The organism is Burkholderia sp. Ac-20349 (assembly GCF_017104865.1).
GTDB classification, from domain to species: domain Bacteria; phylum Pseudomonadota; class Gammaproteobacteria; order Burkholderiales; family Burkholderiaceae; genus Burkholderia; species Burkholderia aenigmatica.
The window spans coordinates 25,904-50,651 of record NZ_JAAGPM010000054.1 but is presented as its reverse complement, the minus strand read 5'-3'; the positions used below and the strand labels follow the sequence as shown (position 1 = coordinate 50,651).

17 protein-coding genes and 1 pseudogene are annotated in these 24,748 nt (G+C 65.2%); 11 read left to right on the top strand and 7 right to left on the bottom strand.

The genetic code is table 11. The annotated features are described in order from the left end of the window. A pseudogene (locus G3N61_RS39610) lies at positions 1 to 127 on the top strand (LysR family transcriptional regulator); the annotation flags it as partial. Between the two features lie 99 nt (positions 128 to 226). Here G3N61_RS39610 and G3N61_RS19155 read toward each other — a convergent pair. Next, the gene (locus G3N61_RS19155) at positions 227 to 1,015 is read right to left on the bottom strand and encodes a Crp/Fnr family transcriptional regulator (protein WP_205823320.1); all 789 of its coding nucleotides are present in this window, start codon (positions 1,013 to 1,015) and stop codon (positions 227 to 229) included. A gap of 922 nt (positions 1,016 to 1,937) precedes the next feature. On the opposite strand from G3N61_RS19155, the gene G3N61_RS19150 reads away from it, so the two are divergent. The 6 genes from G3N61_RS19150 (at position 1,938) to G3N61_RS19125 (ending at position 8,856) form a co-directional block, all read left to right on the top strand. Continuing rightward, positions 1,938 to 2,720: a Crp/Fnr family transcriptional regulator gene (locus G3N61_RS19150; RefSeq protein ID WP_205823319.1), complete on the top strand. Its 783-nt coding sequence runs from the start codon at positions 1,938 to 1,940 to the stop codon at positions 2,718 to 2,720. A gap of 182 nt (positions 2,721 to 2,902) precedes the next feature. Beyond that, positions 2,903 to 3,154, top strand: a complete 252-nt coding sequence (locus G3N61_RS19145) for an acyl carrier protein (protein WP_043183482.1) — start codon at positions 2,903 to 2,905, stop codon at positions 3,152 to 3,154. Next, complete coding sequence (locus G3N61_RS19140; RefSeq protein WP_205823318.1) at positions 3,151 to 4,347, top strand: acyl-CoA dehydrogenase family protein; 1,197 nt, start codon at positions 3,151 to 3,153, stop codon at positions 4,345 to 4,347. The genes G3N61_RS19145 and G3N61_RS19140 overlap by 4 nt, the downstream gene beginning before the upstream one ends. After that, positions 4,344 to 5,318, top strand: a complete 975-nt coding sequence (locus G3N61_RS19135; protein WP_205823317.1) for an amino acid--[acyl-carrier-protein] ligase — start codon at positions 4,344 to 4,346, stop codon at positions 5,316 to 5,318. The genes G3N61_RS19140 and G3N61_RS19135 overlap by 4 nt, the downstream gene beginning before the upstream one ends. After that, the gene (locus tag G3N61_RS19130) at positions 5,315 to 6,373 is read left to right on the top strand and encodes a DUF1839 family protein (RefSeq protein WP_205823316.1); all 1,059 of its coding nucleotides are present in this window, start codon (positions 5,315 to 5,317) and stop codon (positions 6,371 to 6,373) included. The genes G3N61_RS19135 and G3N61_RS19130 overlap by 4 nt, the downstream gene beginning before the upstream one ends. Continuing rightward, positions 6,370 to 8,856 (top strand): glycoside hydrolase family 2 protein, encoded by a 2,487-nt coding sequence (locus G3N61_RS19125; protein WP_205823315.1) that lies wholly within the window; start codon positions 6,370 to 6,372, stop codon positions 8,854 to 8,856. The genes G3N61_RS19130 and G3N61_RS19125 overlap by 4 nt, the downstream gene beginning before the upstream one ends. A gap of 46 nt (positions 8,857 to 8,902) precedes the next feature. On the opposite strand, the gene G3N61_RS19120 is transcribed toward G3N61_RS19125, so the two are convergent. Then, entirely contained in the window at positions 8,903 to 10,294 is a 1,392-nt protein-coding gene (locus G3N61_RS19120; RefSeq protein WP_043183473.1) for a sigma-54 dependent transcriptional regulator, read from the bottom strand. A 1,453-nt stretch (positions 10,295 to 11,747) separates the two neighbouring features. On the opposite strand from G3N61_RS19120, the gene G3N61_RS19115 reads away from it, so the two are divergent. The 4 genes from G3N61_RS19115 (at position 11,748) to G3N61_RS19100 (ending at position 16,737) form a co-directional block, all read left to right on the top strand. Continuing rightward, positions 11,748 to 12,332, top strand: a complete 585-nt coding sequence (locus G3N61_RS19115; RefSeq protein ID WP_043183916.1) for a drug:proton antiporter — start codon at positions 11,748 to 11,750, stop codon at positions 12,330 to 12,332. Beyond that, on the top strand, positions 12,329 to 13,891 hold the full coding sequence (locus G3N61_RS19110) for a mannose-1-phosphate guanylyltransferase/mannose-6-phosphate isomerase (RefSeq protein WP_205823314.1): 1,563 nt from the start codon (positions 12,329 to 12,331) through the stop codon (positions 13,889 to 13,891). The genes G3N61_RS19115 and G3N61_RS19110 overlap by 4 nt, the downstream gene beginning before the upstream one ends. A 448-nt stretch (positions 13,892 to 14,339) precedes the next feature. After that, a complete protein-coding gene (locus G3N61_RS19105) occupies positions 14,340 to 15,488 on the top strand; it encodes a glycosyltransferase (RefSeq protein ID WP_089453132.1) in 1,149 nt (382 codons plus the stop codon). Between the two features lie 169 nt (positions 15,489 to 15,657). Then, the gene (locus G3N61_RS19100; protein WP_089453133.1) at positions 15,658 to 16,737 is read left to right on the top strand and encodes a glycosyltransferase family 1 protein; all 1,080 of its coding nucleotides are present in this window, start codon (positions 15,658 to 15,660) and stop codon (positions 16,735 to 16,737) included. A gap of 228 nt (positions 16,738 to 16,965) precedes the next feature. Here G3N61_RS19100 and G3N61_RS19095 read toward each other — a convergent pair whose 3' ends face one another. The 5 genes from G3N61_RS19095 to G3N61_RS19075 form a co-directional block, all read right to left on the bottom strand. Next, complete coding sequence (locus G3N61_RS19095; RefSeq protein ID WP_241017810.1) at positions 16,966 to 19,158, bottom strand: GNVR domain-containing protein; 2,193 nt, start codon at positions 19,156 to 19,158, stop codon at positions 16,966 to 16,968. A 102-nt stretch (positions 19,159 to 19,260) separates the two neighbouring features. Beyond that, positions 19,261 to 20,613 carry a cellulase family glycosylhydrolase gene (locus G3N61_RS19090; RefSeq protein WP_205823312.1) on the bottom strand — a complete coding sequence of 451 codons (1,353 nt, stop codon included), beginning with the start codon at positions 20,611 to 20,613 and terminating at the stop codon, positions 19,261 to 19,263. Continuing rightward, positions 20,610 to 21,866, bottom strand: coding sequence for a hypothetical protein (locus G3N61_RS19085; RefSeq protein ID WP_089453136.1), 1,257 nt, complete (start codon positions 21,864 to 21,866; stop codon positions 20,610 to 20,612). The genes G3N61_RS19090 and G3N61_RS19085 overlap by 4 nt, the downstream gene beginning before the upstream one ends. A gap of 252 nt (positions 21,867 to 22,118) precedes the next feature. After that, the gene (locus G3N61_RS19080; RefSeq protein WP_089453137.1) at positions 22,119 to 23,372 is read right to left on the bottom strand and encodes an oligosaccharide flippase family protein; all 1,254 of its coding nucleotides are present in this window, start codon (positions 23,370 to 23,372) and stop codon (positions 22,119 to 22,121) included. Positions 23,373 to 23,410: 38 nt separating this feature from the next. Then, positions 23,411 to 24,601 carry a glycosyltransferase gene (locus G3N61_RS19075; protein WP_205823323.1) on the bottom strand — a complete coding sequence of 397 codons (1,191 nt, stop codon included), beginning with the start codon at positions 24,599 to 24,601 and terminating at the stop codon, positions 23,411 to 23,413. Between the last annotated feature and the right edge of the window lie 147 nt (positions 24,602 to 24,748).

Genomic DNA, 24,748 nt, shown 5'->3' with positions numbered 1-24,748 from the left:
TGCGTACCTCGAGGCCGGCCTCGCCGGGCTGGGCATTCTGTGGCTACCCGACTACATGGCCCGCGCGCATCGCGCCCGCGGCGAACTCGTGCCGCTGTTCGAGCGATGGCAGCTCGAACCGATGCCGCCTGCGCCGCGAGCGCGCCTGCCAGCACGAGCACGACGTCGGTCGCCGCGATCGCGGCACGCCGTATCGCATTCGTTCCACCGGACCTCGACTGCATCGTCACGCACCATGCGCCGGGAACCCGCAACGCCCCTCCGGCATGCGGGGGCGAACCGGCGTCGACGTCGGCCGCGCCGCGCCGCGCGTGCCGAGCAACCTGCGATAGTCGGCGCGAATCAGGTCGTAGCATTCACACGCGTGATGTTCGAGGCCGTCGCGGTCGAGCACCGTGATGCGGCCGCGGCGCTGCCGGATCAATCCGGCTTCCTGCAGGTTGCCGGCCGCTTCCGTCACGCCTTCGCGCCGCACGCCGAGCATGTTCGCGATCGTCTGCTGCGTGACGGCCAGTTCGTCGCCGTCGATGCGATCGTGCGCAAGCAGCAGCCAGCGGCTGAGCTGCTCGCTGACCGAGTGATGCCGGTTGCACAGCGCGCTGCGCGAAATCTGCGCCATCGTCGCCTGGCAGTAGTTCAGCAGCAGACGATAGGTCGCCGGCGAGCGCTCGAATTCGGCACGCATCACGCAGCTCGGCACGCGATAGGCCATCCCGCCGATGCGCACCTCGACCCGATGCGACACCGAGGCGCCGCCGGCCAGCGTGGCCAGCCCGACCACCCCCTCTCGGCCGATCTGCGCGACCTCGACCATCGCACCGTCCTCCATCAGGTGCTGCACCGACATCATTGCCGTCGTCGGGAAATGCACGTGGCGCATCGGCTCGCCGACCCGGTCGAGTGCCCCGGCCTTGACCCGGACCAGTTCCAGATGCGGCGCCATGGTGCGGATGCTGTCCTCCGGGAGGGCTGCGAGAATGGCATTCGCCGAGTAGCTCGAGTGAAGATGAAGCATGTCTGTATCCCTTTTATTGTCCGCACCGCCTGCTGCCGCGTGCACGGAACTCGTTATCGCGATGCGCGCCCGGACGTTCCCAGCGGTTGCGGCCCACAACCCTGATTCCGACCGACCATCGGCTTGTCGCCGCCGGATCGAGTCGACCGTCCCGTTTCGACACGCCAGCCCGAATAAGCGATTTACGTGCCAATACATGCCCATCCTTAATATGTGAATCACGCCGGATTTAGATCGCCCGAATAATCGGCTAAAAAACAAAAAACCGTCTCATTTCCGGACACTCTTCCGGACCATGGACACTGCACGCCATTTGACTGATCATTTCTTTTGCATCGAGCCGAAGCAGCCGAACCGGTGCCACGAGGCTTGTCGCTCATATACTTACAGTCTATTTTCAATTGTTTACATGACGTCCCGGACTTTGCTCCGCGGAGACACCCCACCTCACACGGTCGTTTGAAACTGTCTCAAATTTGAATCGACACACTAATTCAATACTCTGTGACCTATCGCACACTTCGCACGCAACACATTGATTTTCAATCGCATTCTTGCGAGCACCATTTATTTGTCAAATAATGTTCAATGCCCGTCACGCACTCTCCCCACGCGATACGCGCCGCCACTCGATTGATTCACGGCTGACACCGAATGAATCGCCGCCGTCGCATTCTGTTTTCGGATGATTAATTCCGGCGAAATGAATCATTAAATCCAGATAACGTTTGCTCTCACGCAAAAATCGTCAAACTTTGTGAAATGACGCAATGTGCAATTGATCCAATTCAATAGCGTGCTAGCCTTTTCGCCAGTACCGTCACTCCATTCATGACGAACACAAGTCCGCACGAGCGTGCGAATTCCCCTTTCCGGGGTATCGCCGCGACGACGCGCGACCGCCACCCTACGAGGATGCGCCGTGACTCACCAGGCCCCTGACGCCGTCGCGCACGCGAACGGCATGATCGAGCTTTCCCACAGCTTCGACGCGAACCGGTTTCTCGCGGCCATCGACCGCGACGAGCTCGCGACGCTGGCGCCCCACCTTCAACTCGTCCACCTGAAATCGGGGCAGGTGCTCTGCGAACCCGGCGAAATGCTCGCCGCGGTCTACCTGCCCGTCACGACCGCGATTTCGCTGCAGTACGTGTCGTCCGGCGGCATGACGCTGGAAGTGGCGGAGATCGGCAGCGAGAGCGTGGTATGCGACGACGTGATCGGCGGCAGCGGCCGAATGCCCTGCCGCGCAGTCGCCTGCCGCGACGGCTTCGTCTACCGGCTCGACCGGCGCATGTTCGCCGCCGCGTTCGATGCGTCGCCGGTGATCCGCCATCTCGTGTTCGTCTGCGTGCGGCTGCTGATGGCACAGGTCTCGCAGATCACGTTCTGCAGCCGTCATCACGTGCTCAAACATCAGTTATGCAGATGGTTCCTGCTGGCATACGACCGCACGCGCAGCATCGAGATCCAGGTGACGCACAGCATGCTGGCGCAGATGCTCGGCGTGCGGCGCGAGACGGTGACCGATGCGGCCGGCGAAATCCAGAAGCTGGGCCTGATCCGGCAATACCGGAGCTCGATCGAGCTCGCCGACCTCGACGGCCTCGAAAAAATGTCGTGCGGCTGCCGGGCGATCGTGCGCGACGAGATGAGGCGCATCCTGTCGGCCGACTCGGGCGTGCCGGCCGCATCGCGCACCTGACCGGCCCGCCTGCGCGGCGCGGCGCTTCGTTGCGCGTGGTTAGCTCGGGGTTAGCTGTTTGTAGGGTGGCGAACAGAACGCAGTGTCTGCCAATGGTCTACTGATGCCGGACTGCCGGGGGGACGTCAGCGCGTATCGCGCGTCTGCCCGAGCGGACGACACCACGCACGCCGGAGCAGCACGTGAAAAACGAAATCAGAACCATCCTGAAGCACGTCGCCCACCTCGAAGCCGCGATCGATTCGATCGGCGACGGGGACGACCTCTACGAAGCGGGCCTCTCCTCGCTCGACACGATCCAGCTGATGCTTGCGGTCGAGAAGCAATTCAACGTCGAGATTCCCGACGAGATGCTGAACCGCAACCTGTTTCGCAGCATCGATGCGCTCGCGGACACGATCGCCACGCTGCAACGCACCGAGCATTCCGCATGAGCGCGCCGCTTCCCGAACTCGCAGCCGACAGCGATTCGCGTCGGCTCGACGAGGCCGCGCATGCCGTCGCGCAGATCGCCGCGCAGCACGCGGACGCGGTCGACCGCGACGCGCGCTGCCCCGTCGAGGCGATCGAGGCGATGCGCGCGCGCCGCCTGCTCGGCGCGATGGTGCCGGCCCATCTGGGCGGCGCTGGCGCGTCGCTGGAAGACATCGTGTCGGCCTGCTCGATTCTCGGCCAGGCCTGCGCGTCGTCGGCGATGGTGTTCGCGATGCACCAGATCCAGGTCGCGTGCATCGTCGATCACGCAGCCGACCAGGGCTGGCACAAGCTGTTCCTGCAGCAGCTCGTGCGTCACCAGTGGCTGCTCGCATCGGCCACGTCGGAAGACGGCGTCGGCGGCAACCTGCGCGCGAGCCAGTGCGCGCTCGAAATCGACGGCGGCGAGTTCCGGCTGCGCAAATCCGCGCCGACGATCTCGTACGGCGACTATGCGGACGGCATCCTCGCGACCGCACGACGCGATGCGGACGCGCCGGCTTCCGAACAGGTGCTCGTCACGCTGCTGCGCGACGGCTACACGCTCACGCGCCGCGGCGAATGGGACACGCTCGGGATGCGGGGCACCTGCAGCAACGGCTTCGAGCTCGACGCGCAAGGCGCCACCGTCCAGTGCCTGCCGGTGCCGTTCGCGAAGATCGCCGAGGAAACGATGGTGCCGGTATCGCACATCCTGTGGGCCGCCGTATGGATCGGCGTGGCCGGCGACGCGTTCCATCGCGCACACCAGTTCTTCCGCGCGCAGGCACGACAGACCGATGGCGCACCGTCGCCCGCGTCGCGGCGCATCGCCGAATCGCTCGCGCTGATGCAGGCGATGCAGGCCCGCGTCGACAACGTGCTGCGCCTCCACGCGAATGCGACGGCGCGCTCGTGGTCGGCCGGCATGGCCTGGGCCGCCGAAATCAACACGCTGAAGACCTACGTGTCGACGACCGCGCTGGAAGTCGCGCACCAGGCCATGATGATCTGCGGGATGGCCGGCTACAAGCAAGGCACGCCGTTCAGCATCGGTCGCCACATTCGCGACCTGCACGCGGCGCCGCTGATGATCAACAACGACCGCATTGCCGCCAATACCTCGAACCTGCTGCTCGCGCTGCGTCCTGCGACGCTGGAGAAACACTCGTGAACGATCGCCTTGCCGTGCCCTCCTCCGCCTCCGCTCCCGCCGACGCGCCGCTCGACCGCGCGGGCGTCAACCCGCTGCGCGACGAACTGATCGATGCGGGCCTGCTGGTCTCGACCGGCATCCAGGGCCTGTTCGGCCGCAGCGAACGGTTCGAGCGCGTCGTCGAAGCGCTCGATGCGTTCGTCACGCGCATCGGTGCCGACCAGCAGGCGGAAGTGCTGCGCTTCCCGCCGGCGATGAGCCGCACCGAGTTCGAGCGCAGCGAATACATGAAGAGCTTCCCGCAGCTCGCGGGCAGCGTGCATGCGTTCTGCGGCGACGAGCGCCAGCACCAGCGCGTACTGCAGTGCCTCGATCGCGGCGACGACTGGACGGAAAGCCAGAAGCCGACCTACGTCGTGATGACGCCGGCCGCGTGCTACCCCGTCTATCCGGTCGTCGCGCGCGCGGGCGCGCTGCCGGTAGACGGGCGGATCGTCGACGTCTTCTCGTACTGCTTCCGCCACGAGCCGTCGCTCGATCCGACCCGGATGCAACTGTTCCGGATGCGCGAATACGTGCGGATCGGCACGCCCGAGCAGATCGTGTCGTTCCGCGAGACGTGGATCGAACGCGGCACGCGGATGATCGAGGCGCTACGCCTGCCCAACGCGATCGATCTCGCGAACGACCCGTTCTTCGGGCGCGGCGGCAAGATCGTCGCGAACAGCCAGCGCGAGCAGAACCTGAAGTTCGAGCTGCTGATCCCGATCGAGCACGACGGTCGCCAGACCGCCTGCCTGAGCTTCAACTACCACATGGATCATTTCGGCCTGCTGTGGGACATCCGCACCGCGACGGGCGACGTTGCGCACACGGGCTGCGTCGGCTTCGGCCTCGAACGGCTCACGCTCGCGCTGTTCCGCCATCACGGCTTCGACCTCGACGCATGGCCGCGCGAAGTCCGCGACGTGCTGTGGGGCACGCCATGAGATTCGTGTCCCGCGACGGCGAAGACGCGTCGTTCGAGGATGTGCGCCACCGCGCGCGCCACTACCGGCCGCATCCGCTGCACAGCCAGGAGATGGTCTGGAAACAGACCAACTGCTACGTCGACATGTGGCTCGAGGTGCTCCGGTGGTGGGGCTTCAATCCGTACGCGGCGCTGCCGTTCACGATTGCGCTCGACTTCGAGGGCGACCAGTTCACGTTCTTCAAGTTTCCGCACGACGAACTGGAGCGGCTGTACGGCATCGTCGTGCAGGAGCACTCGATCTACGAACCGCTCGACCTGCACATCGAGACGCAGGTCGCGCGCGGCCACCTGATGATCGTCGAAGTCGACGCGTGGTTCCTGCCCGATACGCGCGGCAGCAGCTACCGCACGCAGCACACGAAGACGACGATCGGCATCGATGCGATCGACCGCGCGAAGCGCCAGATCGGCTATTTCCACAACAGCGGCTATTACGTGGCCGAGGATGTCGACTACAACGGGCTCGTCGGCGGCAGTTCGCCGATGACGCTGCCGCCGTACGTCGAATGCGCGAAGCGGCGGTTTGCGCCGCTCGACGAGCGCGCGCTGTGCGAAACGTCGCTCGCCGCGCTGCAGCGCCACCTGCGGCGCCTGCCGGTGGTCGACCCGATCGCCGCGTTCCGGCGGCAGTTGCAGACCGACGCGCGGACGCTCGCCGACTCACCGCTCGAGCACTTTCATGCTTACTCGTTCAATTCGGTTCGGCAGCTCGGTGCGAATTTCGAACTGTTCGGCCACTACGCGCGCTGGCTGCAGGCCAGCGGCTGCGTCGGGCCGTTCGCCGAGATCCGCGCCGCGTGCGATCGCATCGCGTCCGAAGCGATGGTGCTGGAATTCCGGCTCGCGCGCGCCTGCGCGCGCGGCAAGGAAGAGCACGGCGACTCGACGCTCGAAGCGATCGAGGCTGCGTACGCGGATGTGGTCGCCTGCGCGCGGCAGATCGGCTTGCCGCTGCGGCACCTGACGCCCGTACACAGCGACACTGCGGCACCCGTGCCGGTCATGCGGTGACGCGCACGCGTGCCCTGCCCGCGTGGTCGATGCTGGCGACGGCCGCGGGTGCCGCACGGGAACCGCGCGACCTCCCGGCCGCCGGCGCCGACTGGATCCCGGCGACCGTGCCCGGCACGGTCGCGCAGTCGCTCGCGCTCGCCGGCCGGCTCGACGACGCCGAATCGCTCGACGAGCGCGACCACTGGTACCGGATCGAACTGCGCGGACACGGGCCGCGCGTGCTGCGCTTTCACGGCCTTGCGACGCTCGCGCAAGCGTGGCTCGACGACACGCCGATCCTCCGCTCCGACAGCATGTTCGTCGCGCACGACGTAGCCGTGTCGCTCGACGGCACGCACCGGCTGACCCTCTGTTTCCGCGCGCTCGCGCCGCACCTGCACGACACGCGCGCGCCGCGCCGCGCGCGCTGGCGCACGCGGCTCGCGGAGCCGGCGGCACTGCGCACGATCCGCACGTCGCTGTTCGGACACATGCCCGGCTGGTTCCCGCCGCATGTGCCGACCGGCCCGTGGCGGCCCGTGGACGTGCTCGATCCGGCCGACGGCCCCGTTCTCGTCGAATGCGACCTGCATGCGCGCATCGAAGGCGACACGGGCTGGCTCGACGCGGAACTGACGTTCGCCGCACCGCTGCCCGACGCGCTCGCGGCACGGCTGTCATGCGGCCAGCACCACGCCACGCTCGAACGGGCCGGACCCGACCGTCTGCGCGCAAGCGTCGCGGTGCCCAGCGTGCGCCGCTGGTGGCCGCATACGCACGGCGAGCCGGTGCTGTACGACATTGCACTGCATATCGGTGACGAGCGGCGGCCGCTCGGCGCGACGGGTTTCCGCACGATCGAGGTCGACGCCGGCGCCGACGGCAAGGGTTTCGGGCTGCGCATCAACGGCGTGCCCCTGTTCGCGCGCGGCGCGTGCTGGAGCAGCGCCGCGCCGCTCGCGCTGCACGCGGACGACGCCACCTACGCCCGCCTGCTCGGGCTCGCGCGCGACGCCGGCTTCAACATGATCCGCGTCGGCGGCACGATGGCCTACGAGGCCGATGCCTTTCACGCCTGGTGCGACCGGCTCGGGCTGCTGGTCTGGCAGGATTTCATGTTCGCGAACTTCGACTATGCGCTCGACGATCCCGCGTTCGCGGACAACGTCGATCGCGAGGCGCGGCAGTTCCTCTCGCGTCACGGCGCATCGCCGTCGCTTGCCGTACTGTGCGGCGGCAGCGAGATCGCGCAACAGGCCGCGATGTCCGGGCTCGGGCCGAAGCAGCGCTTCCTCGAGTTGACCGCCGAGCGGCTGGCCGGCCTTGCAGCCGCACGCCGGCCCGACCTCCCGTACGTGCCCGATTCGCCCGACGGCGGCGTGCTGCCGTTCGCGCCGCGCGAACGCGTGTCGCACTACTACGGCGTCGGTGCGTACCTGCGCCCGCTCGACGACGCGCGCCGCGCGGACGTGCGCTTCGCGAGCGAATGCCTCGCGTTCTCGAACGTGCCGTGCGATGCGACGCTCGCCGAGCTCGGCTGGCCCGGCGTGCACGAGCCGCGCTGGAAGGCCGCCGTGCCGCGCGACCCCGGCACGTCGTGGGATTTCGAGGACGTTCGCGACCACTATCTGCAGACCCTCTACGACGTCGCGCCCGACCGGCTGCGGCGCGAGGATCCGGCGCGCTACTTCGAGCTGTCGCGCGCGGTGATCGCGGACCTGATGCGCGACACGTTTTCCGAATGGCGTCGCACCGGCTCGCGCTGCGCCGGCGCGCTCGTCTGGCAATTCCTGGACGTGATGCCGGGTGCCGGCTGGGGCATAATCGACGCCGCGCACCGGCCGAAATCGGCGTGGCATGCGTTGCGCCAGGTCCTGCAACCCGTGCAGGTGCTGGTCGTCGACGAAGGCTTGAACGGGCTCGACGTGCATGTCGTCAACGAGCGCCCCGCGCCGCTGTCGGCAACGCTCGAGCTGGTCGCGCTGCGCGACGGCCGCACGCCGGTCGCGCGGGCCGGCTGCCCGGTGCGGATCGCGGCGCACGACACGCTGCGAATCGGCTCGGCCGAGTTGCTCGGCCGCTTCTTCGACTGGACCTATGCGTACCGCTTCGGGCCCTGCGAACACGACACCGTCGTCGCGACGCTACGCGCCGCCGACGACGGCGCGCTGCTGTCGCAGGCGTTCCATTTCCCGTCCCGCACGCACCCTGCCGTGCTGGCGCGCCGCGAACTCGGGCTGGAGGCGTGCGTGTCGCGCACCGGCGACACGTGGCACGTCGACATCGACACACGGCACGTCGCACGCCATGTGCAGATCGATGCGCCGGGCTTCATGCCGCGCGACGACTGGTTCCATCTCGCGCCCGGCACGCCGGCGCGTGTCGTGCTCGTTCCGCTCGAAATGGGCGGGAACAACGGGGCCGCGGCCGATGGGCCGCCCGTGGTGGAAATCCGGGCCGTGAACGCCGCACGCACGGTGCGCGCCACGCAGGCAGGTTGACATGACGCTCGCGGCTGCCGAACGCCGCGAGCGCCCCGGTCGTATCTCAGTCGGACGAGCCTGTCCCGCGCGGCCGCTCGATTCCGTAAGCCTCCATCCAGCGATACAGCGTCGCACGCGACACGCCGAGCTCGCGTGCCGAAGCCGCAACGCGCCCGCGCGTGCGCAGCAGTGCGGTTTCGATTGCCTCGCGCTCGATCGACTTGCGGATGTCGGCCACCGACGGTGACGCGGCATCGAGACAGTATTCGAGTTCGAGATCCTGCGCGGTAATCAGGCGCCCTTCCGTCATCACGACCGCACGGCGCACGCGGTTGATCAGCTCGCGGACGTTGCCGGGCCAGTCGTGCTTGTAGAGCGCCGTGATCGCATCCGTCGAGAAGCCGCGCACGCGATGGCGCGCATCGCCGCGAAAGCGCTCGAGCATGTGATGCGCGAGCAGTTCGATGTCCTTGCCGCGCGCGCGCAGCGGCGGCTGGTCGATGCGCATCACGCACAGTCGATGGAACAGGTCCGGCCGAAAGCGTCCTTCCTCCATGGCACCGCGCAGGTCGACGTGCGTCGCCGATACGATCCGGACATCGACCGGCACCGGATCGCTGCCGCCCAGGCGATGGATTGCGCGCTCCTGCAGAAAACGCAGCAGGCTCGCCTGGCTCTCGTGCGGCAGGTCGCCGATCTCGTCGAGCAGCAGCGTGCCGCCGTTTGCCGCTTCGACATAGCCGATCTTGCGCGCGTTCGCGCCGGTAAACGCGCCGCGCTCATAGCCGAACAGTTCGGACTGCAGCAGATGCGGTGGAATGGCCCCGCAGTTGACCGCGACGAACGGGCCGTTGCGGCGCTCCGAATGGCGATGGATCGCGACGGCCGTCAACTCCTTGCCGGTGCCCGTTTCGCCGAACACGAACACCGGTGCATCCGTGCGCGCGAAGCGCCGCACCGTGTCGAACAGCCGCAGCATCGCGCTGCAGGTGCCGACGATACCTTTCTCCTCCGATTCGAGACGTTCCCGGTCGCGCGCGAACAGGCACTCCATCCCGTACGCATGGCCGACCGTATCGGCGATCCGCTGGTGCGATGCGGGCAACGTGACGTAATCGAAGCAATAGTCGCGCAACAGCGCGCGCACGTTCGGCGAAGCGGTCTGGCCGGCGTCGACGAGTGCAACCCAGACGACGTCGCGCATCGACGCGCAGGTCGACGCGATGCTGCCGATCGCGTCGGCATGGCCGCCGCTGAGGTCGAGGATGCCGCAGGTGATTTCGCCGGACGTTTCGCGCAGGTCGCTCGCCTGCGCGACGATCGACACTTTCCAGTCGCGTCGCGCCAGTTCCTTTCGCAGCATGACGGACGGCGACTGCGTCCAGTAAATCAGCGGACGCTGCCCGTTACCACTCCCCGCGCCGGCGCTCTTATCGCGCGTTATTGGCATATTCATAGCGAACCATCACTTTCTCCACTCCGCGAACCGTTCGCGTGCGCTGCGGCCGGCGGCGCATGGCCGCCTTTCCGCGCTGCGTTTCCGCAGCTTTGGCGAAGATCGAAACTGCACACGGCGAGAGCCCCCGGAGGTCGAGCCGGATGTCATCCGGCCTCGTTGTCATCGAACTCGAAGGGAACGCGCGGCTGCGGGAGCCACGACGTCCCCGCTTTGAGGCGACCCGCCATCCAGGCGGAGCGCGTCGGCAGACGGGAATGCCGTCGGCATGTGCGTCACGTCGTACACGACAGGTGCGCCCGATGCTGAACCGGATGGCCGCCAACCCGTTGCCGGAATGACCGCCGCATCCCATCCGCTCCTGAATTTACACCCCGTTTGGAGATGGTCTTGTTACCAAAAGATAAACCTGAATCAACCGGTTACGCGACTGGTCGCCCCGCACTACACGCGTTTGACCACTCAGATTTGATTATCTATGAGCATTCCAGTCAATCAGTGGCAAATACTACTTTTCCGCAAAATGGGGGGGGCTGATTGCCCGTGATTTCCATCGAAATCCCCGGGAAAGGCCGGCACCGCGTTCCACTCACCGCATAATCGCGCGCGCCGCCGGACGGCCGCATCGTATCGCGATGGCGCACGGCCCGCTCATCCCCCGCTCGTCCGTTACACGCCGTAATCAACCGCCCTCCATCGCGCATCGAATTTCGCGGTGCCGACGCGCGGCGAAACGCATGTCGCTCGCGCCGGTCGTCCTCCGGCGCATCGTCGCGGCCACGCGTGAAACCGGTTGTGCCGACACCGATCTCCCGCAGTGCAGCATGACGGTCCGACGCGCCGTGCATGGACCCGCCGCGACTGTGCGTTGCACTCCGTCGGCGCGAATGTGGCCTGCACGTGGTCGCAATGGGCCAGGCCGCACCGCGCGATTGCCAGCGGCAACCACGGTAGATCGCTGCGGTAGCGCATGCGGTCAGACAACGGCATGCGGATGAAGGACGTGTGCGCCGCACGGGCACGCACGATCCTGAAGAAATTCGACGAAGCAGCATTGGGTCGGCCTGCACCAAGCTGCCGACCGCCTGCGTGAATATGTGCCCGGTACCGCCACGCACGACCGGCCCGTCGTGAACGCTCGCAATCTTCAAGTCCTGCCCCCGGTTCTTTATTGACATGCGATGTTGACTGGCCACGCATCGAGGCGGGCCACCAGGATCGCGGCCATTATGGAAAAGCACCGGCTGCCGTGGTGTGTGCTACCGCACTTAGCGACGCTCGCGCGGCAAGCCGCGGCTGCGCGTACCGCGCCTGCCGTGCGAATCCGGATCGTGAGTACGCTTTCGAACAGACCGACGCACGGCGTCCCCGGATGATGAGGATCGCCGCGCCGCACGGAACGATCGCGTCCGTGCGGCACGGCGTGCCGAAGGCATCACGCGAGGACAGCATCATGGAATGGCATTGTTGTGAATTCGAACATCTGGGCGCCGTCGATCTCTATGCAATCCTGCGCGCGCGCAACGCCGTGCTGGTGGTCGAGGACGCGCACACGCATCTCGACATCGACGGCAAGGACGCGGGCGCGCTGCATGTCTATGCGAGCGTGCGCGACGGCGACACGATGGAAGTCGCGGCCTACGCACGCATCCTGCCCGGCGACGACATCGATCCGGACGTCGTGATCGACAAGGTACTGACGAGCGAAAGCTGTCGCGACGACGATACGCTCGAGCGGCTGATCGAGCGTGCCCTCACCGCCGCGCAGGCTGCGTGGCCCGACACCGCGGTGCGCACGCACGTGCCGGCGCCGCGCCAGGCGTTCTACAAACGTTTCGGATTCCGCAAGGCCTACGGCCCGTATCTCGAACAGGGCACGCCATTCATCGGCCTGGTCCGGCCGGCCAGCCGCGCCGCCGGCGCGCTGCGCAACCTGCTCACCCGGACCGTTTCGGCGCACCGGTCGCGCAACGACGACGCGCGAACCGACAGCCATGCACACAACCGGCTGCCCGCCGACACTGGAGCCAATCGATGACCCCCACCCTTCGCCCGGTTCCCGAACCCGAGCTGCCGCACATCCTGCCCGTGATTCTCGCAGGCGGCTCGGGCACGCGACTGTGGCCGCTGTCGCGCGAGCAGTATCCGAAGCAGTTGATCGAGCTGGTCTCGAACGAATCGCCGTTGTCGACGACGGCGCGCCGCCTGAACGGCATCGCGAACGCGTCGCTCGGCGACACGCTGCTGCTGGTCTGCGGCGAACAGCATCGCGTCATGAGTGCCGCACAGGTGCTCGGCCGCGCGGCGCCCGCCCGCATCCTGCTCGAACCGGCGGCACGCAACACCGCGCCCGCGCTCACGCTGGCGGCACTCGACGCGAACCAGCTCGCGGACGATCCCGTGCTCGCGGTCATGCCGGCCGATCACGTGATCGCCGACGTCGGCGCATTTCAGGACGCGATCGCACGCGCGGCGCGCTACGCGCAGGAAGGCGCAATCGTCACGCTGGGCGTGCTGCCGCGGCGCGCGGAAACCGGCTACGGCTACATCCAGGTCGGCGAGCCGCGCGCGGGCCGCCACGGCGGCCAGGGTGGCTACGCGATCGCGCGCTTCGTCGAAAAGCCCGACGCGGCGCTGGCCGAGCGCTATCTGCAATCGGGCGACTACTGGTGGAACAGCGGGATTTACGTCACGCGTGCGTCGGTCTGGCTGCGGGCGATCGGCACGCTCGCGCCCGACATCCATGCGGCCTGCGAAGCCGCATGGCGTGCGGGCATCGCCGAGGATCCGTTCTTCCGGATCGACGCGGCGGCCTTCGACGCGTGTCCGTCGGACTCGATCGACTATGCGGTCATGGAACGGCTCGCGGAACACCGCGAACTCGGCATCGAAGGCATCGTGGTGCCGCTCGCGGCCGGCTGGTCGGATGTCGGCACCTGGGATGCGATCTGGGAGATCATGCCGAAGGACGATCACGGCAACGTCGCGCGCGGCCCGATCGTGTTCGAGGACACGCAGGACAGCCTCGTGCGCTCGGAGGGCCGCCTGATTGCGTGCGTCGGCATGAAGGACGTCGTCGTGATCGAGACGCCCGATGCCGTGCTGGTCGCGAACAAGCACGACGTGCAGCGCGTGAAGAACATCGTCGCGCGGCTGAAGACCGAACGGCGCCCGCAGGCGAGCGAACACCGCAAGGTGCAGCGGCCGTGGGGACACTACGATTCGATCGATCTCGGCGAACGCTTCCAGGTAAAGCGGATCGTCGTCGAGCCGGGCAAGCGGCTGTCGCTGCAGATGCACTATCACCGCGCCGAGCACTGGATCGTCGTACGCGGCACGGCGAAGGTGACGCGTGGCGACGAGACGTTCCTGCTCTGCGAGAACGAGTCGACGTATATCGCGGTCGGCGAACTGCATCGGCTCGAGAATCCCGGCCGGATTCCGCTCGAAATCATCGAGGTGCAGTCGGGTGACTATCTCGGCGAGGATGACATCGTCCGTTTCGACGATCAATACGGGCGGGCCGTCGAAGTACGGGAGGCAAAACCGGCCCCGATTGCGTCAAAGAAAACGCACGCGCCAGACGTCGCTCGATAAGCACGTGCCGACCATGCCGCCGAACAAGTGGAAGACCGGCGCGCGGCCAGCCAGGTTCCGGCCGTCCAATGTAAGCCATCGCACCCAGCACGTCGCACGTGCGTAGCACAATGCTTCAGACACGTGGCGTCACACGTCCTCGAACGAACGATCACCGTTGCGCGACATGAATCGTCCGATCCCTTCCAGCAGCAAGGACGCATTTCGTCCTCTTGCCATATCGGTGCCCCATCGAGTGGATCGATCCCCCGACAACGTCGACATATCGCGCGCCCGAGCGAGGTAGAACGGACACGGACGGCAAGACTTCATTCCATCCATTCACTTAGTCATACATATTTTTAATGTTCCCCATCGACCGAATTGAATGTCGTCGACATGGCGACCCGTCGGATATTCGCTTTTGCGGTCGACCTCGCGTCATCCGGTCGAACAGGCAGCCCAGAAGATGACCACTCAAAGGATCGTTCATATCGTCGAAGCGTTTGGTGGTGGCGTGCTTTCAATGCTCGTCCATCTCGCCAATCACGCCGCGGCAACCGGCGTCGACGTGACCGTGCTGCATTCCATTCGCCCCGAAACGCCGAACGATTTCCCGACGCTCTTCAGGCCCGACGTCAAGCTCGTCCACGTCGACCTGACCCGCGAAGTCAGTGTCAAGAAGGACCTGCTCGGTTTGCGCACGCTGGTTCAATGCCTTCGTGAATGCCGTCCGACGGTGATCCATCTTCATTCGTCGAAGGCCGGCGTGCTGGGACGAGCCGCAGCAAGGATCGCCGCACCTGCCGCAAAGGTGCTCTATTCCCCGCATGGCCTGTCGTTTCTGCGCTGCGATGTTTCCCTCGCGAAGCAGTTCGCCTACCTGAGTTTCGAGCGAATGGCAGCCCTCCTCGGCGGAACCATTGTCGCCTGCTCGGACAGCGAACTCAGGGAAATCAAGGGAAGAATTCGAGCGAAATCGGCCGTGCTGGTGGAGAACGGCGTCAACGTCGTCGAGATCCCTTCGCGTCGGGCACGTGACGATCACAAGATTGCAATCGGAATGAGCGGTCGCGCGTCGTTCCAGAAAAATCACCAAGCCTTCGTACAGCTGGCGTCCGAGCTGCACGACGCCGACGTCGAGTTTCTCTGGATTGGCGGAAACGCCGAAGAGATTCCGGATCCTCGAGACAGTCAGGCAATTGTCTGCAGCGGCTGGGTGACGCGTTCGCGCGCACTCGAGTTGACGTCCGGACTGGACATCTACGTCCAGACCTCGCGCTGGGAAGGCATGCCGCTGGCACTGATCGAGGCTCAGGTGGCCGGCCTGCCCGCCGTGGTGACGGACGTCGTCGGCAACCGCGACGTGGTCATTCACGGTGTGACCGGATATGTCGCGTCAAGTGTCGACGAGATGTCGCGGTATGTGGCCCTGCTCCGCGACGACCGGCAGCTTCGAGAACAAATGGGGGAATCTGCCAGAAAGTTTGCGCTCCATCGGTTTTCGATGAGTTCCATCTTCAGGCAGTGGCAGTCCCTTTACGGACTGAACGCACGCCAGCTTCGCGCCGATGCCCGGTATTTCGAGCATGCCGCGCCTGAGCAGGTCAAGGCCTGACCCATCGCCGAAATCGCGAACCGTGCGGGTCCGCCTCGACAGCGATGCACTCGGCAAATCGGTCGCCCCCCAACAATCGAACCGATGCACGTCATGGACACGATGCAGGCGGTGCGGTTGAACACGATACGGACGCGCGCCGCCACGCATCGATTACTCCGGATTTGACATGAGCAACCTCAAAGAACCCAGGAAACTCGTTTATAACGGCCGTTTCGCCACCCAGAAAACGACAGGAGTGCAACGCGTCGCACGCGAGTTGATCGCTGCACTGGTCCGGTCGCAACCGCAAGATTCCGTCACGCTCCTGGTTCCGCCACATACCGATGCCGTGGTGAGCGGCACGAAGACGGTCAAGGTCGGTTTCGCCAAGGGCGTGATCTGGGAGCAACTGGTCCTGCCTCTATTTGCTCACCGCGACCGGATCGTCAACCTCAGCAATTCAGGTTCCATTTTCCTCGGCAACCAGATCATCTATATGCACGACGCGGCGGTATTCGACACACCCGCGCACTTCTCCCGACCGTTCCGGGCCTGGTACCGGATCATGTTCTGGATTCTTGCGCGCACGTCCGTTTGCGTGTTGACGAACTCCAGCTTCTCGCGCGATCGCCTCGCACACCACTGTGGTGTTTCAACGGACAAAATCAGCGTCGTACCACTGGGTTCGGACCACCTCGACGCACTGGAGCCAGACCCGAGCGTATTGAAGGAGCACGCGCTCACGCCCGGCCGGTTCGTGCTGGCGGTCAGCAGCATGAACCCCACCAAGAACTTCGGCCGGCTGATCGAGGCATTTCGGCAAATCGACGACCCGTCGGTCGATCTCGTCATCGTCGGCATGCGCAATACCGCCGTGTTCGGCGTGCAGGACGAGATCTCCGCGCCCGAGCCGAACATCAAGTACGCCGGGTACATCAGCGACGAGAAGCTGAAGGCGCTGTACCAGCATGCGGCCTGCTTCCTCTATCCGTCGATTTACGAGGGGTTTGGCATTCCGCCGCTCGAGGCGATGCGATATGGTTGCCCGACCCTGGTGGGAAGATCGGCAGCGCTGCCGGAAGTCTGCGCCGATGCGGCGCTCTATTGCGATCCCTATTCGTCGGACGACATTGCAGAAAAATTGCGCAATTTGCTCGATTCTGCCGATCTCAGGGCGGACCTGAAACGCCGGGGAGCCATCCATGCCGAGCAATACAGCTGGAGCAAGAGCGCGGAAATGATGACGCGGATATTCAATACGCTTTGAGCTGGCCGATGCGAGTCGAGCCGGATCAACTCGGTTTCGACTCACTGTTCATCGGACGGAGAATGAGCGCTCGCCGCCAGCCGGCAAGCGCTCGCCCACGTTGACCGCCCCCTCCGATGCCGTTCTCCAGCGCGGCAAACGACACCAACCGAACAGCGTGGGACCGTCCCCTTTCCCCGGCCTCGTCGGTGCCGCTACGTGAATCCACGACACCGTGGTTTCCCGACATTACACGCGCTGGCGCTCGGTCGAGCGAACCGGAAAACCACGCATCCGCACGCGTTCGACGACCGGCCGGCTCGATCCAGTGTATGTATTGAAGACGTGCCCCGTGATATCGGCACCGATACTCCGCAAACGCGACAACGCAGTCTCAACGTCGGCGACGCGCGTCACGCCGCTGCGTGAAACAAGGACGTGCGCGTCGCACTTCACGCCGACGATGCCAAGCACGTCGTTGTTCGGCAGCAGCGGCGGTCCATCAATGACGACGAAGTCGTAACGCTCGCGCAATGACGCGATGAGTGCCGTGAACCCCGCGCCTTCCAGCAACTCGCCAGGAGACGTCTTGACCGGAGCACCCGCCGGCATGATCGACAGGTGGCTTCCCGCCACAGGTAACGTCACGGTATCGGGCGACACCGAGCCGTCGAGCACCTGGGTAAGGCCCGGACCGCCGGCCATCGACGAAGCACGCAAGTCGGCGTTGATCAGCAGCACGCTGGCGTTCGTTCCCGCCAGCAGGTACGCCAGATTCGACGACACGAAACTGCAGCCGACGCCCGCTGTCGTCCCCGTGAACAGCAAGACCTTGCCGCCCTTGCCACCCTGACCAGGCGCCGCGAGTATCACCTTCAGGCTCGCTCGCAATGCGCGCACCGAATCGATACCCGTGTCGTCGGGATGCGTCGCGGCCAACGGCAACGCTGTCAGGCGCGGTCCGCCAGGCGCGGCTGCCAATGCAGGCGACGGCGCCACGATCGCGAGACAGGGGCGATCGGCCACCCTGGCCAACGCGGCTGGCGAATGAAGTTCACGGCGATACAGCGACAGCAGATGCACACCCGTCAATGCGAGGAACACCCCTGCAAACAGCGCGCCGAGCACGACGATGCCGCGCTTGGGCCACACCGGCCGGAACGGTGCGACTGCCCAGTCGACGGCCGTCACGCCCGGCGACGCGCTGGAAATGGCGAGCTCGAGCTGCTGCGCGTTGGTCAGCACACTGGTGTAGAGCTGCGTCGCGATCGTCACCTGGCGCGACAGCCGCACGAATTCGCGCTGCGTCGTCGGCAACTGAGCCGCCATTGCACTCGTGTCACGGATCTCGCGCTTCACCTGCTCGAGCTGCGACTGCACAGTCTGATACTGGAAGCTCTTTGGCAGAAAACGCTGCCTGACGTCGTCGAGCGAGATCTGCAACGCGGTCTGGTGCTCGGCCAGCGTGTTGAGGCGACTGATCAGCGCGGCGCCTTGCTGGTCGACGTCGATCGCACCGTTCTGCGTCCGGTACCGGTTCAGATCGTCCTCGGCTTTTTGCAAGTCGTGCTTCAGTACCGGTAGCCTTTGGCGCAGCGAGTCGAGATTGCGCCGTGCGCGATCGGTCCGAAACGCGAGGTCACGCTGCAGATATTGCTGCACGATCGCGTTGACCATCTTTTTCGCTTCCCGCGCACTGTCCGCCTGGTAGCTGAGCCGAATCATCGAAGGCGATTCCAGTGTCGAGTCGCGGTTCGGCACGACCGTCTTCAGATGCTTCGATACGTTTTCGAAAACGAGCGGCTCCGGCTGCTTGCGCACCGTGAATGCGATACCCGGACGAGCGCGCAACACGTCGACGCGCAGCCGGCCGGCCGTAGCTTCGCCCGGCAACCTGAACGGTACCGTTTCACCGACCGTGCCATGCGCAAGCGCATGGTTGTCGTCGTCCTGGAGCGTCCAGGTGCTCGCGTCGTCCGCCACGATCCTGAATCGATCGCCAAGCGCATTCGTCGGAATCGAGAATTCGCCGATGTCGAGCCTCTCGCCCCCCCACGCATAACCGGTCAGCCCCAGTGGCGCCGGCGCGAGCGTATCGTCCGAATCCGAGCGCGATGCGACGATCGAACCGATCAGCGGAAACCGGCTTGCATTGCGGATATCGAGATCGGCACCGGTCGCCTCGATCGCACTGTCAATGACCGCGCGGGAAATCAGCATCTCGCTTTCGTCGGACGCGGACGGCGACGCCGCGATCGTTCCGGAGACGTCCGACAGCGAACTGATCGAAGAGCCGGGCTTGGTCTGGACACGCAGCAGCGCTTCGGCCCGATACTGCGGCGTGGCCAGCAACGCGTACAGCACGCCAGCAGCGAGCGTTACGCCGATCGTTGTCAAGAACAGGCGGCGATGCTGGGTGACGGCTTGCCAAAGCTGCACCATCCCGGATTCGTCCGGTACTCGCTGCGGATATTGGATGTTTCGTGCGTTGGATGTCATGTTGATTTTCTGTATGAGGCGACCGTTTCCGATCTTGCTTGCCGGCTATCGGCCAGCCGCCGAGACGATGAACACCGGGCCCTGCTCTTCGCGGAGTGTCAGCCGACGACGCGTGATGTCGAGCGACGCTCCATAGAGATCGGATGCGGACGTGCCGGCAGCAGGCAACTGCGACAGGTCGACGTCTACCGCGCTGTTTTTTTCATAGCACCAGACCACGTACTTCACGACGCCGTCGGCCCGCAATTGCAGGATGGCAAAGCGGCGGACCGGGTCGAGAAACAATCCTGCGTCGCGGGCGTTCGCGGTAAACGAGAACAGATGGCGCACCGCGACGTATGCGGGCAGCGGCGTGTTATCGGCGTCCAGCAGGCCGAAATTGTGCTCCATGTTCTTCGGGTCGCGGCCATCGTTGCGCATGTCGTAGTAGGCGGTGAGCCCGATCTGCGCGATCCAGTCGACCAGCAAACGCCGTACCGCGTAGCGCGCCTGGCGCTCGCGCGCGACCGGATCGTGACCGTCACGGGTGTGCGCCACGTACTTGTATGCATAGGTCGGATACGACCATTCGGTGGCCCAGATGGCGGGAGCGATACGATACGTGGCGAGCTCGCGCGTGAGCGCAGCATAGTCGCCCAACGCGGTTTCCGGCGCACTCTGCCGATACGGATGTACGCTGACCGCATCGGGTGCGGGCTGCGATGCGCTGCCGATATCACCGACCGCCCGGATGAATGTCATGTCGACCTGCTGAACGCCGCCTGTCGCAACGACCGCATTCGGATTCGCCGCCTTGACCGCCCGGACGGTCGCTTCCAGCAGGTTCCGGTACGCGGCCGGCGATGGCGGCGCGAGCCAGTAGTCCTTGTGATCCTGCTCGTTCCAGACTTCGAAGCGTACGGGCTGATCGCGATAGTGCCGCGCGGCTTGCGTCGCATACTCGGTGAATGCGTCGATCTGTGCGGGCGACGTCGGCGGCTGCTTGGGCGCGTATCGCGGATGCCCATAGCCGAGGATGAACAGCGCGCCGAGCCCACGCGCGCGCAGGTTGGCGACGAGTGCATCGTAGCGCGAGAAATCCCAGCCTTTCGGCGTTTCCACCGAATCCCAGAACAGGTCGGTACGGACGAACGAGAAGCCGGCGTCTCGTACCGCGTCGAGCAACGCCGGATCGGCGATCTCGTGAATCGCGACACCCGAATTCGCGCGCGTGTCGAAAAAGCGCGGGAGCGCGACGAACGGCAGCGTCGACGTTTGCGTCCCATTCGGCAGGACGACGGCCGGCTCGTCCGAGCTGGCGGGATTCGATGCCGTCGATATGACGACGGCCCCAAGCAGCGCGGTCGCGAACCACCTCGCCCACGACCTCGCGCGTGCAGGTTGAATGGTCAGGCTCATCGACTGCCCACCCAAGTCGCCGCGCGTCCCGGGGCATCGCGCCCGGCTCGACGCTCACGGCCGGCATGCACGGTCAGCGTGCGGATCGCGAGGCCCGTGAAGAGCAGACAGCCAAGCGCTTCGAAGATGTCAGTCGTCACGCCGCTCAACAGCACGAAGAGCAGCATCAGCCACGCTCGCGGGTCATCGGTACGACTTGCAAGCACGCGCTGCGCAAATACGAGCATGACGAGCATGGCTCCCGCTACACCGAGATTCGCGACGACATAGAGCGCGGCATTATCGGAGTAGCCGGTATTGAAGCCGAAGTCGGCCGTATAGTAAGCCGTCGCGGAACCGAAGCCGCCGGGCCCGACGCCGAACCAGAGCAGGTTTGCACTCGCCATGCCGTCGAGCAGCTTTGGCCACGTGTTCAACAGCCGGTCCTGCATCGAAGCGAGCGACCCCGTATCGGGGACACCCACGTTGATCGTCGCGGCGATCACCCACCCCGCAACGGGCAATACGATCATCAAGCTCGTCAGGACGATACAGGCGCGTCTGAGGCCTGCCGTTTTCAGCGCGGCGAAACAGAGCAGCACGAGCGAAAGCGCAATGAGTGTCGTCTTGTTGGTGGTGGCCCAGATCGCGGCCGCCGACATTGCGAGCAGCGCCGCGATGGCCATCGCGTTGCGCAGGCGCGGGACGAGCCACGTGGTCAGCAAACCGATCACGAGGCCGGTCGTGGCGCTGCTTCGACCAAAGCCGGTCAGGCGCGGGACGGTACCGACGTAATTGGACGACGCGAGCTGCACATTGACGCCGTCCACGTCGATGCTGCCGCCCACCCATGGCAGGTGTACCAACCCGTTGAGCATGACGCCGGCGCAGCAGGCCGTCGTCAACACGACGAACGCGAGCCGAATCGGGCTCGACTCGAGCATGTCGAGCGCGCCGGGCGGCATCAGGAGCACGAACAGCAACGGCGCGACCGTCCAGATCCAGAAACACGCGGCCACGAGACTGACGCCGTTCGCGAGCGAAACGCACAGCTGCACGGCCAGGTAACTTCCGACGAGCAGCGTATCGATGCGCGGGCGTATCACGAGGCCGAGCACGATGCAGCCGACCATCAGCGCCTTGGGCAGATAGCCGAGCATCGAAATGCCGGCGAGCGACGTGTAGTAGCGGATCGCGCCGGAAAAGACCTCGCTCGCGATCGCGATCATGAATGTGGCGGCCCAGAGCCGGTTAATCGATCGGTTTCCGTTCATGATGCTGGAGACACATGTTGTCGAGCGGAGCGACGCGAAGGCGTGGCGCGCGACATGGTGCGCGCAAGCCGCCCCGTGCGAATTGCGCCGACCAGGTGCGGCGAAGTACCGCCGGCCTGCGTTCAGGTCCGGCCAGTATAGGTGGGCGCACTCGGAAGAAACGTTCGACAACCCACACTTTCAGTGCCCGCCGCGTGGCGGAATCGCGCCGCCACCGTCCCCCGCGTCGTACGTGCAGCACCGCGAATCGCGTCACCCCGAACGCACCGGCACGTTGACCAGACCAACCCGTTCGCGACGGAGAACGTACGCAAGAGCGACCGCGACGGCCGTTTCGGCGATCAATACTGCGATAGCGGCGCCCCGCTCGGCAAACAGCATCGCAAGCGGCGGCAGCAAGGTCACGTTCAACATGCCGGACGAGATCAGGATGACGCTGAAGGCACGCTTCATGCCGAGCGGCAGCATCGTTTGAACACCGAACAGATCCGTCATGCAAGCCATGAACGGCACCAGGGCCAGCCAATGCAGCACGCCGACCGTCGGCGCGAACGAACTGCCGTACAGGATCCGGACAGCAATCGGCGCGCATGCGTAGATGGCTGCCGACATGGCCAGCACGAGCGCGCCCTGCACGACGATCAGCTTGCGCAGGAACGCAAATGCCTCGTCGCGAGCGTGATGCATCAGATAAGTGACATGTGGATAGGTTGATGCCCGCAGCGGCTGCAACAGACCCACCGCGGCCCGGATCAGTTTGTCACCTGCAGCGAAATAGCCGGCGGCGACGTTACCCGAGACGATGCTCAGCAGCACGGTATTGGTCGACGCGTAGAACGAGATCGACGTCGACGCGAGGAACACCTGAAAGCCGGCTTGCAGCGCTGCGACGATATCGGCAAACCGCACGTGTACGCGCTCGATCTCGCGCCGAAAGAAGAGATATGCCAGCAACGTGATTCCGCACAGCAACGGCACCGCCGCGTTGATCATGACCGCCGGCAGGAGATCGTCCGGCGTGCGCACCCACAGGAAGAAGGCGGCGACACTGAGCACACGGTACACAACCACCGTGACGCTGTACACGCTCAGCCGCTGGATTCCCTGGAAGTACCAGCCTGGTGTAAGCGCGGCGCCGATCGCCATCCCGAATCCGATGAGCAGCGCCGTACGCTCCGCTGCGAAATGCGGAATCAGCATCGTCAGTGCAATGAGCACGACGAAGCCGGCGACGGTGATCAGCCACTGGGCGCAAACCGTCGTCCAGAAAATGCGGGAGCGCTCCGCCCTGTCTTTCGCGAGCGCGACACGCGGCGTTGCGGTCAGGTCGAAACTGTAGTTCGCCAGATTGATGAAGTACGTTGCAACCGCCAGCACGAACGACAGCGTGCCGTACTGTTGCGGGCCGAGTACACGCGTCAGCAGCGGCAACGTGACGAGCGGCACGACATATGTCGAGATTTGCAGCGAAAACAACAACGCAAAGTTTTTTCGAACGGCGGTCATCGTGCTTTCCGGGCTGAATGTGAACCTTGCACCGACCGTCAATGTGCCCGCGTGCGCGGACCGTCCCCGCCGATGCCGAGCACGGCGTACAGCGACGACGCATAGCAGTCGACCGAGTAGAGCGACCAGTCGTAGCGACGGTTCTCTCTGTCGAGGTGCGCCCGCAATTCGACGAGTGCGCGCGCGAAGTCCTCAGGCGTATTCCGGTAGCAAATCTTGTTGCCGATTTCGTCGCCGAAGGTCGACAGGCTTCCGATGTCGTGCACGAGCGCCGGCAGGCCGAGCATTGCGGCTTCAACGATGACGAGGGGCGCGTTTTCCACCCAGATCGACGGCAACACGAGGGCATCGTGCATGGGCAGTGCCGCGAACAACGTGTCGTGATCGAGGCGTCCAGCGAAACGCAGCCGCCCCGATTCGACGAGTGTCGCGTACTGATTTTCCAGGTTGCTCCGCTCAGTTCCGTCACCGTAGATGGTGAGCGACGCAATCGCATCGCCGGCCGGTTCGGCCATCCGTGCAAGAAACGGCGCAAGGCCCTTGTCCGGCTCCACACGACCGACGAACGCGAGATCGAGACGGTTGCCTCTCGCGGGCTTCGGTGCGCGGGAAATCAGCCCGGCGTCGATCGGGTTCGGCACCAGTGTCGCGGGCGTTCGACCTGATCGTGCGATCAGGTCGCGCATGAACGGGCTTGGACAGAGGATTTCGTCGAACAGGCCGATCGGGTCGAAAAGTGCATTGACCGCATGCCAGTGCAATTTCTTCGCGATGTCGTGAAGAAAGCCGCGCGGACTGGCGGCGAAGGCAAAACGCCGGGCGCGATGCAGTTGGTCGAGCGACAACGGCCGCGCCTTTCCCCGGGAATAGACCATCAGACCGGGGTTGTAAAACAACAGATGGTAGTCGTGCGCGGTCATGTACAAGCCACATCCCGAGCGCCGCTTGTAGCGGGCCAGCACGGGCAGGATCGCGCTCGACAGCAGATTGTGATAGTTGTGAACGAGGATCCGTTGCGGACGAAATCGCTCGAGCAGCGTGACGAGCGCACGCGCAGCCGCAGGCGACCACGCGCGCGAACGCCGGCTATCTTCGACATCCGGCAGCGCGTGCTCGTCGAATGTTTCGACCACAACGTCATCACGTGCGCGCAGCACGTCGACCGATACTCGATAGACCTCCTCGGCTCCGCCCCTGCGAACGAAGTCGTTGATGACCAACACACGCATCACGGCCGGCCTCAATGTACGTTGCACTGTGAGCGCGACGCGTCGTCACGGTCTTCGTACGCGGGAAGCGGCTCGGCGCTCGGGCTCCACGAGCCCGCGCCAAACCGACTTGCATGCTCGGCCTGCCGCGCGCGGCGTTTGGTCGTG

Coding starts and splice junctions, on each gene's coding strand:
- G3N61_RS19110 (WP_205823314.1), top strand. CDS start 12,329: ATGACCCCCACCCTTCGCCCGGTTCCCGAACCCGAGCTGCCGCACATC.
- G3N61_RS19090 (WP_205823312.1), bottom strand. CDS start 20,613: ATGAGCCTGACCATTCAACCTGCACGCGCGAGGTCGTGGGCGAGGTGG.
- G3N61_RS19085 (WP_089453136.1), bottom strand. CDS start 21,866: ATGAACGGAAACCGATCGATTAACCGGCTCTGGGCCGCCACATTCATG.
- G3N61_RS19105 (WP_089453132.1), top strand. CDS start 14,340: ATGACCACTCAAAGGATCGTTCATATCGTCGAAGCGTTTGGTGGTGGC.
- G3N61_RS19100 (WP_089453133.1), top strand. CDS start 15,658: ATGAGCAACCTCAAAGAACCCAGGAAACTCGTTTATAACGGCCGTTTC.
- G3N61_RS19115 (WP_043183916.1), top strand. CDS start 11,748: ATGGAATGGCATTGTTGTGAATTCGAACATCTGGGCGCCGTCGATCTC.
- G3N61_RS19120 (WP_043183473.1), bottom strand. CDS start 10,294: ATGAATATGCCAATAACGCGCGATAAGAGCGCCGGCGCGGGGAGTGGT.
- G3N61_RS19095 (WP_241017810.1), bottom strand. CDS start 19,158: ATGGTGCAGCTTTGGCAAGCCGTCACCCAGCATCGCCGCCTGTTCTTG.
- G3N61_RS19140 (WP_205823318.1), top strand. CDS start 3,151: ATGAGCGCGCCGCTTCCCGAACTCGCAGCCGACAGCGATTCGCGTCGG.
- G3N61_RS19155 (WP_205823320.1), bottom strand. CDS start 1,015: ATGCTTCATCTTCACTCGAGCTACTCGGCGAATGCCATTCTCGCAGCC.
- G3N61_RS19130 (WP_205823316.1), top strand. CDS start 5,315: ATGAGATTCGTGTCCCGCGACGGCGAAGACGCGTCGTTCGAGGATGTG.
- G3N61_RS19080 (WP_089453137.1), bottom strand. CDS start 23,372: ATGACCGCCGTTCGAAAAAACTTTGCGTTGTTGTTTTCGCTGCAAATC.
- G3N61_RS19075 (WP_205823323.1), bottom strand. CDS start 24,601: ATGCGTGTGTTGGTCATCAACGACTTCGTTCGCAGGGGCGGAGCCGAG.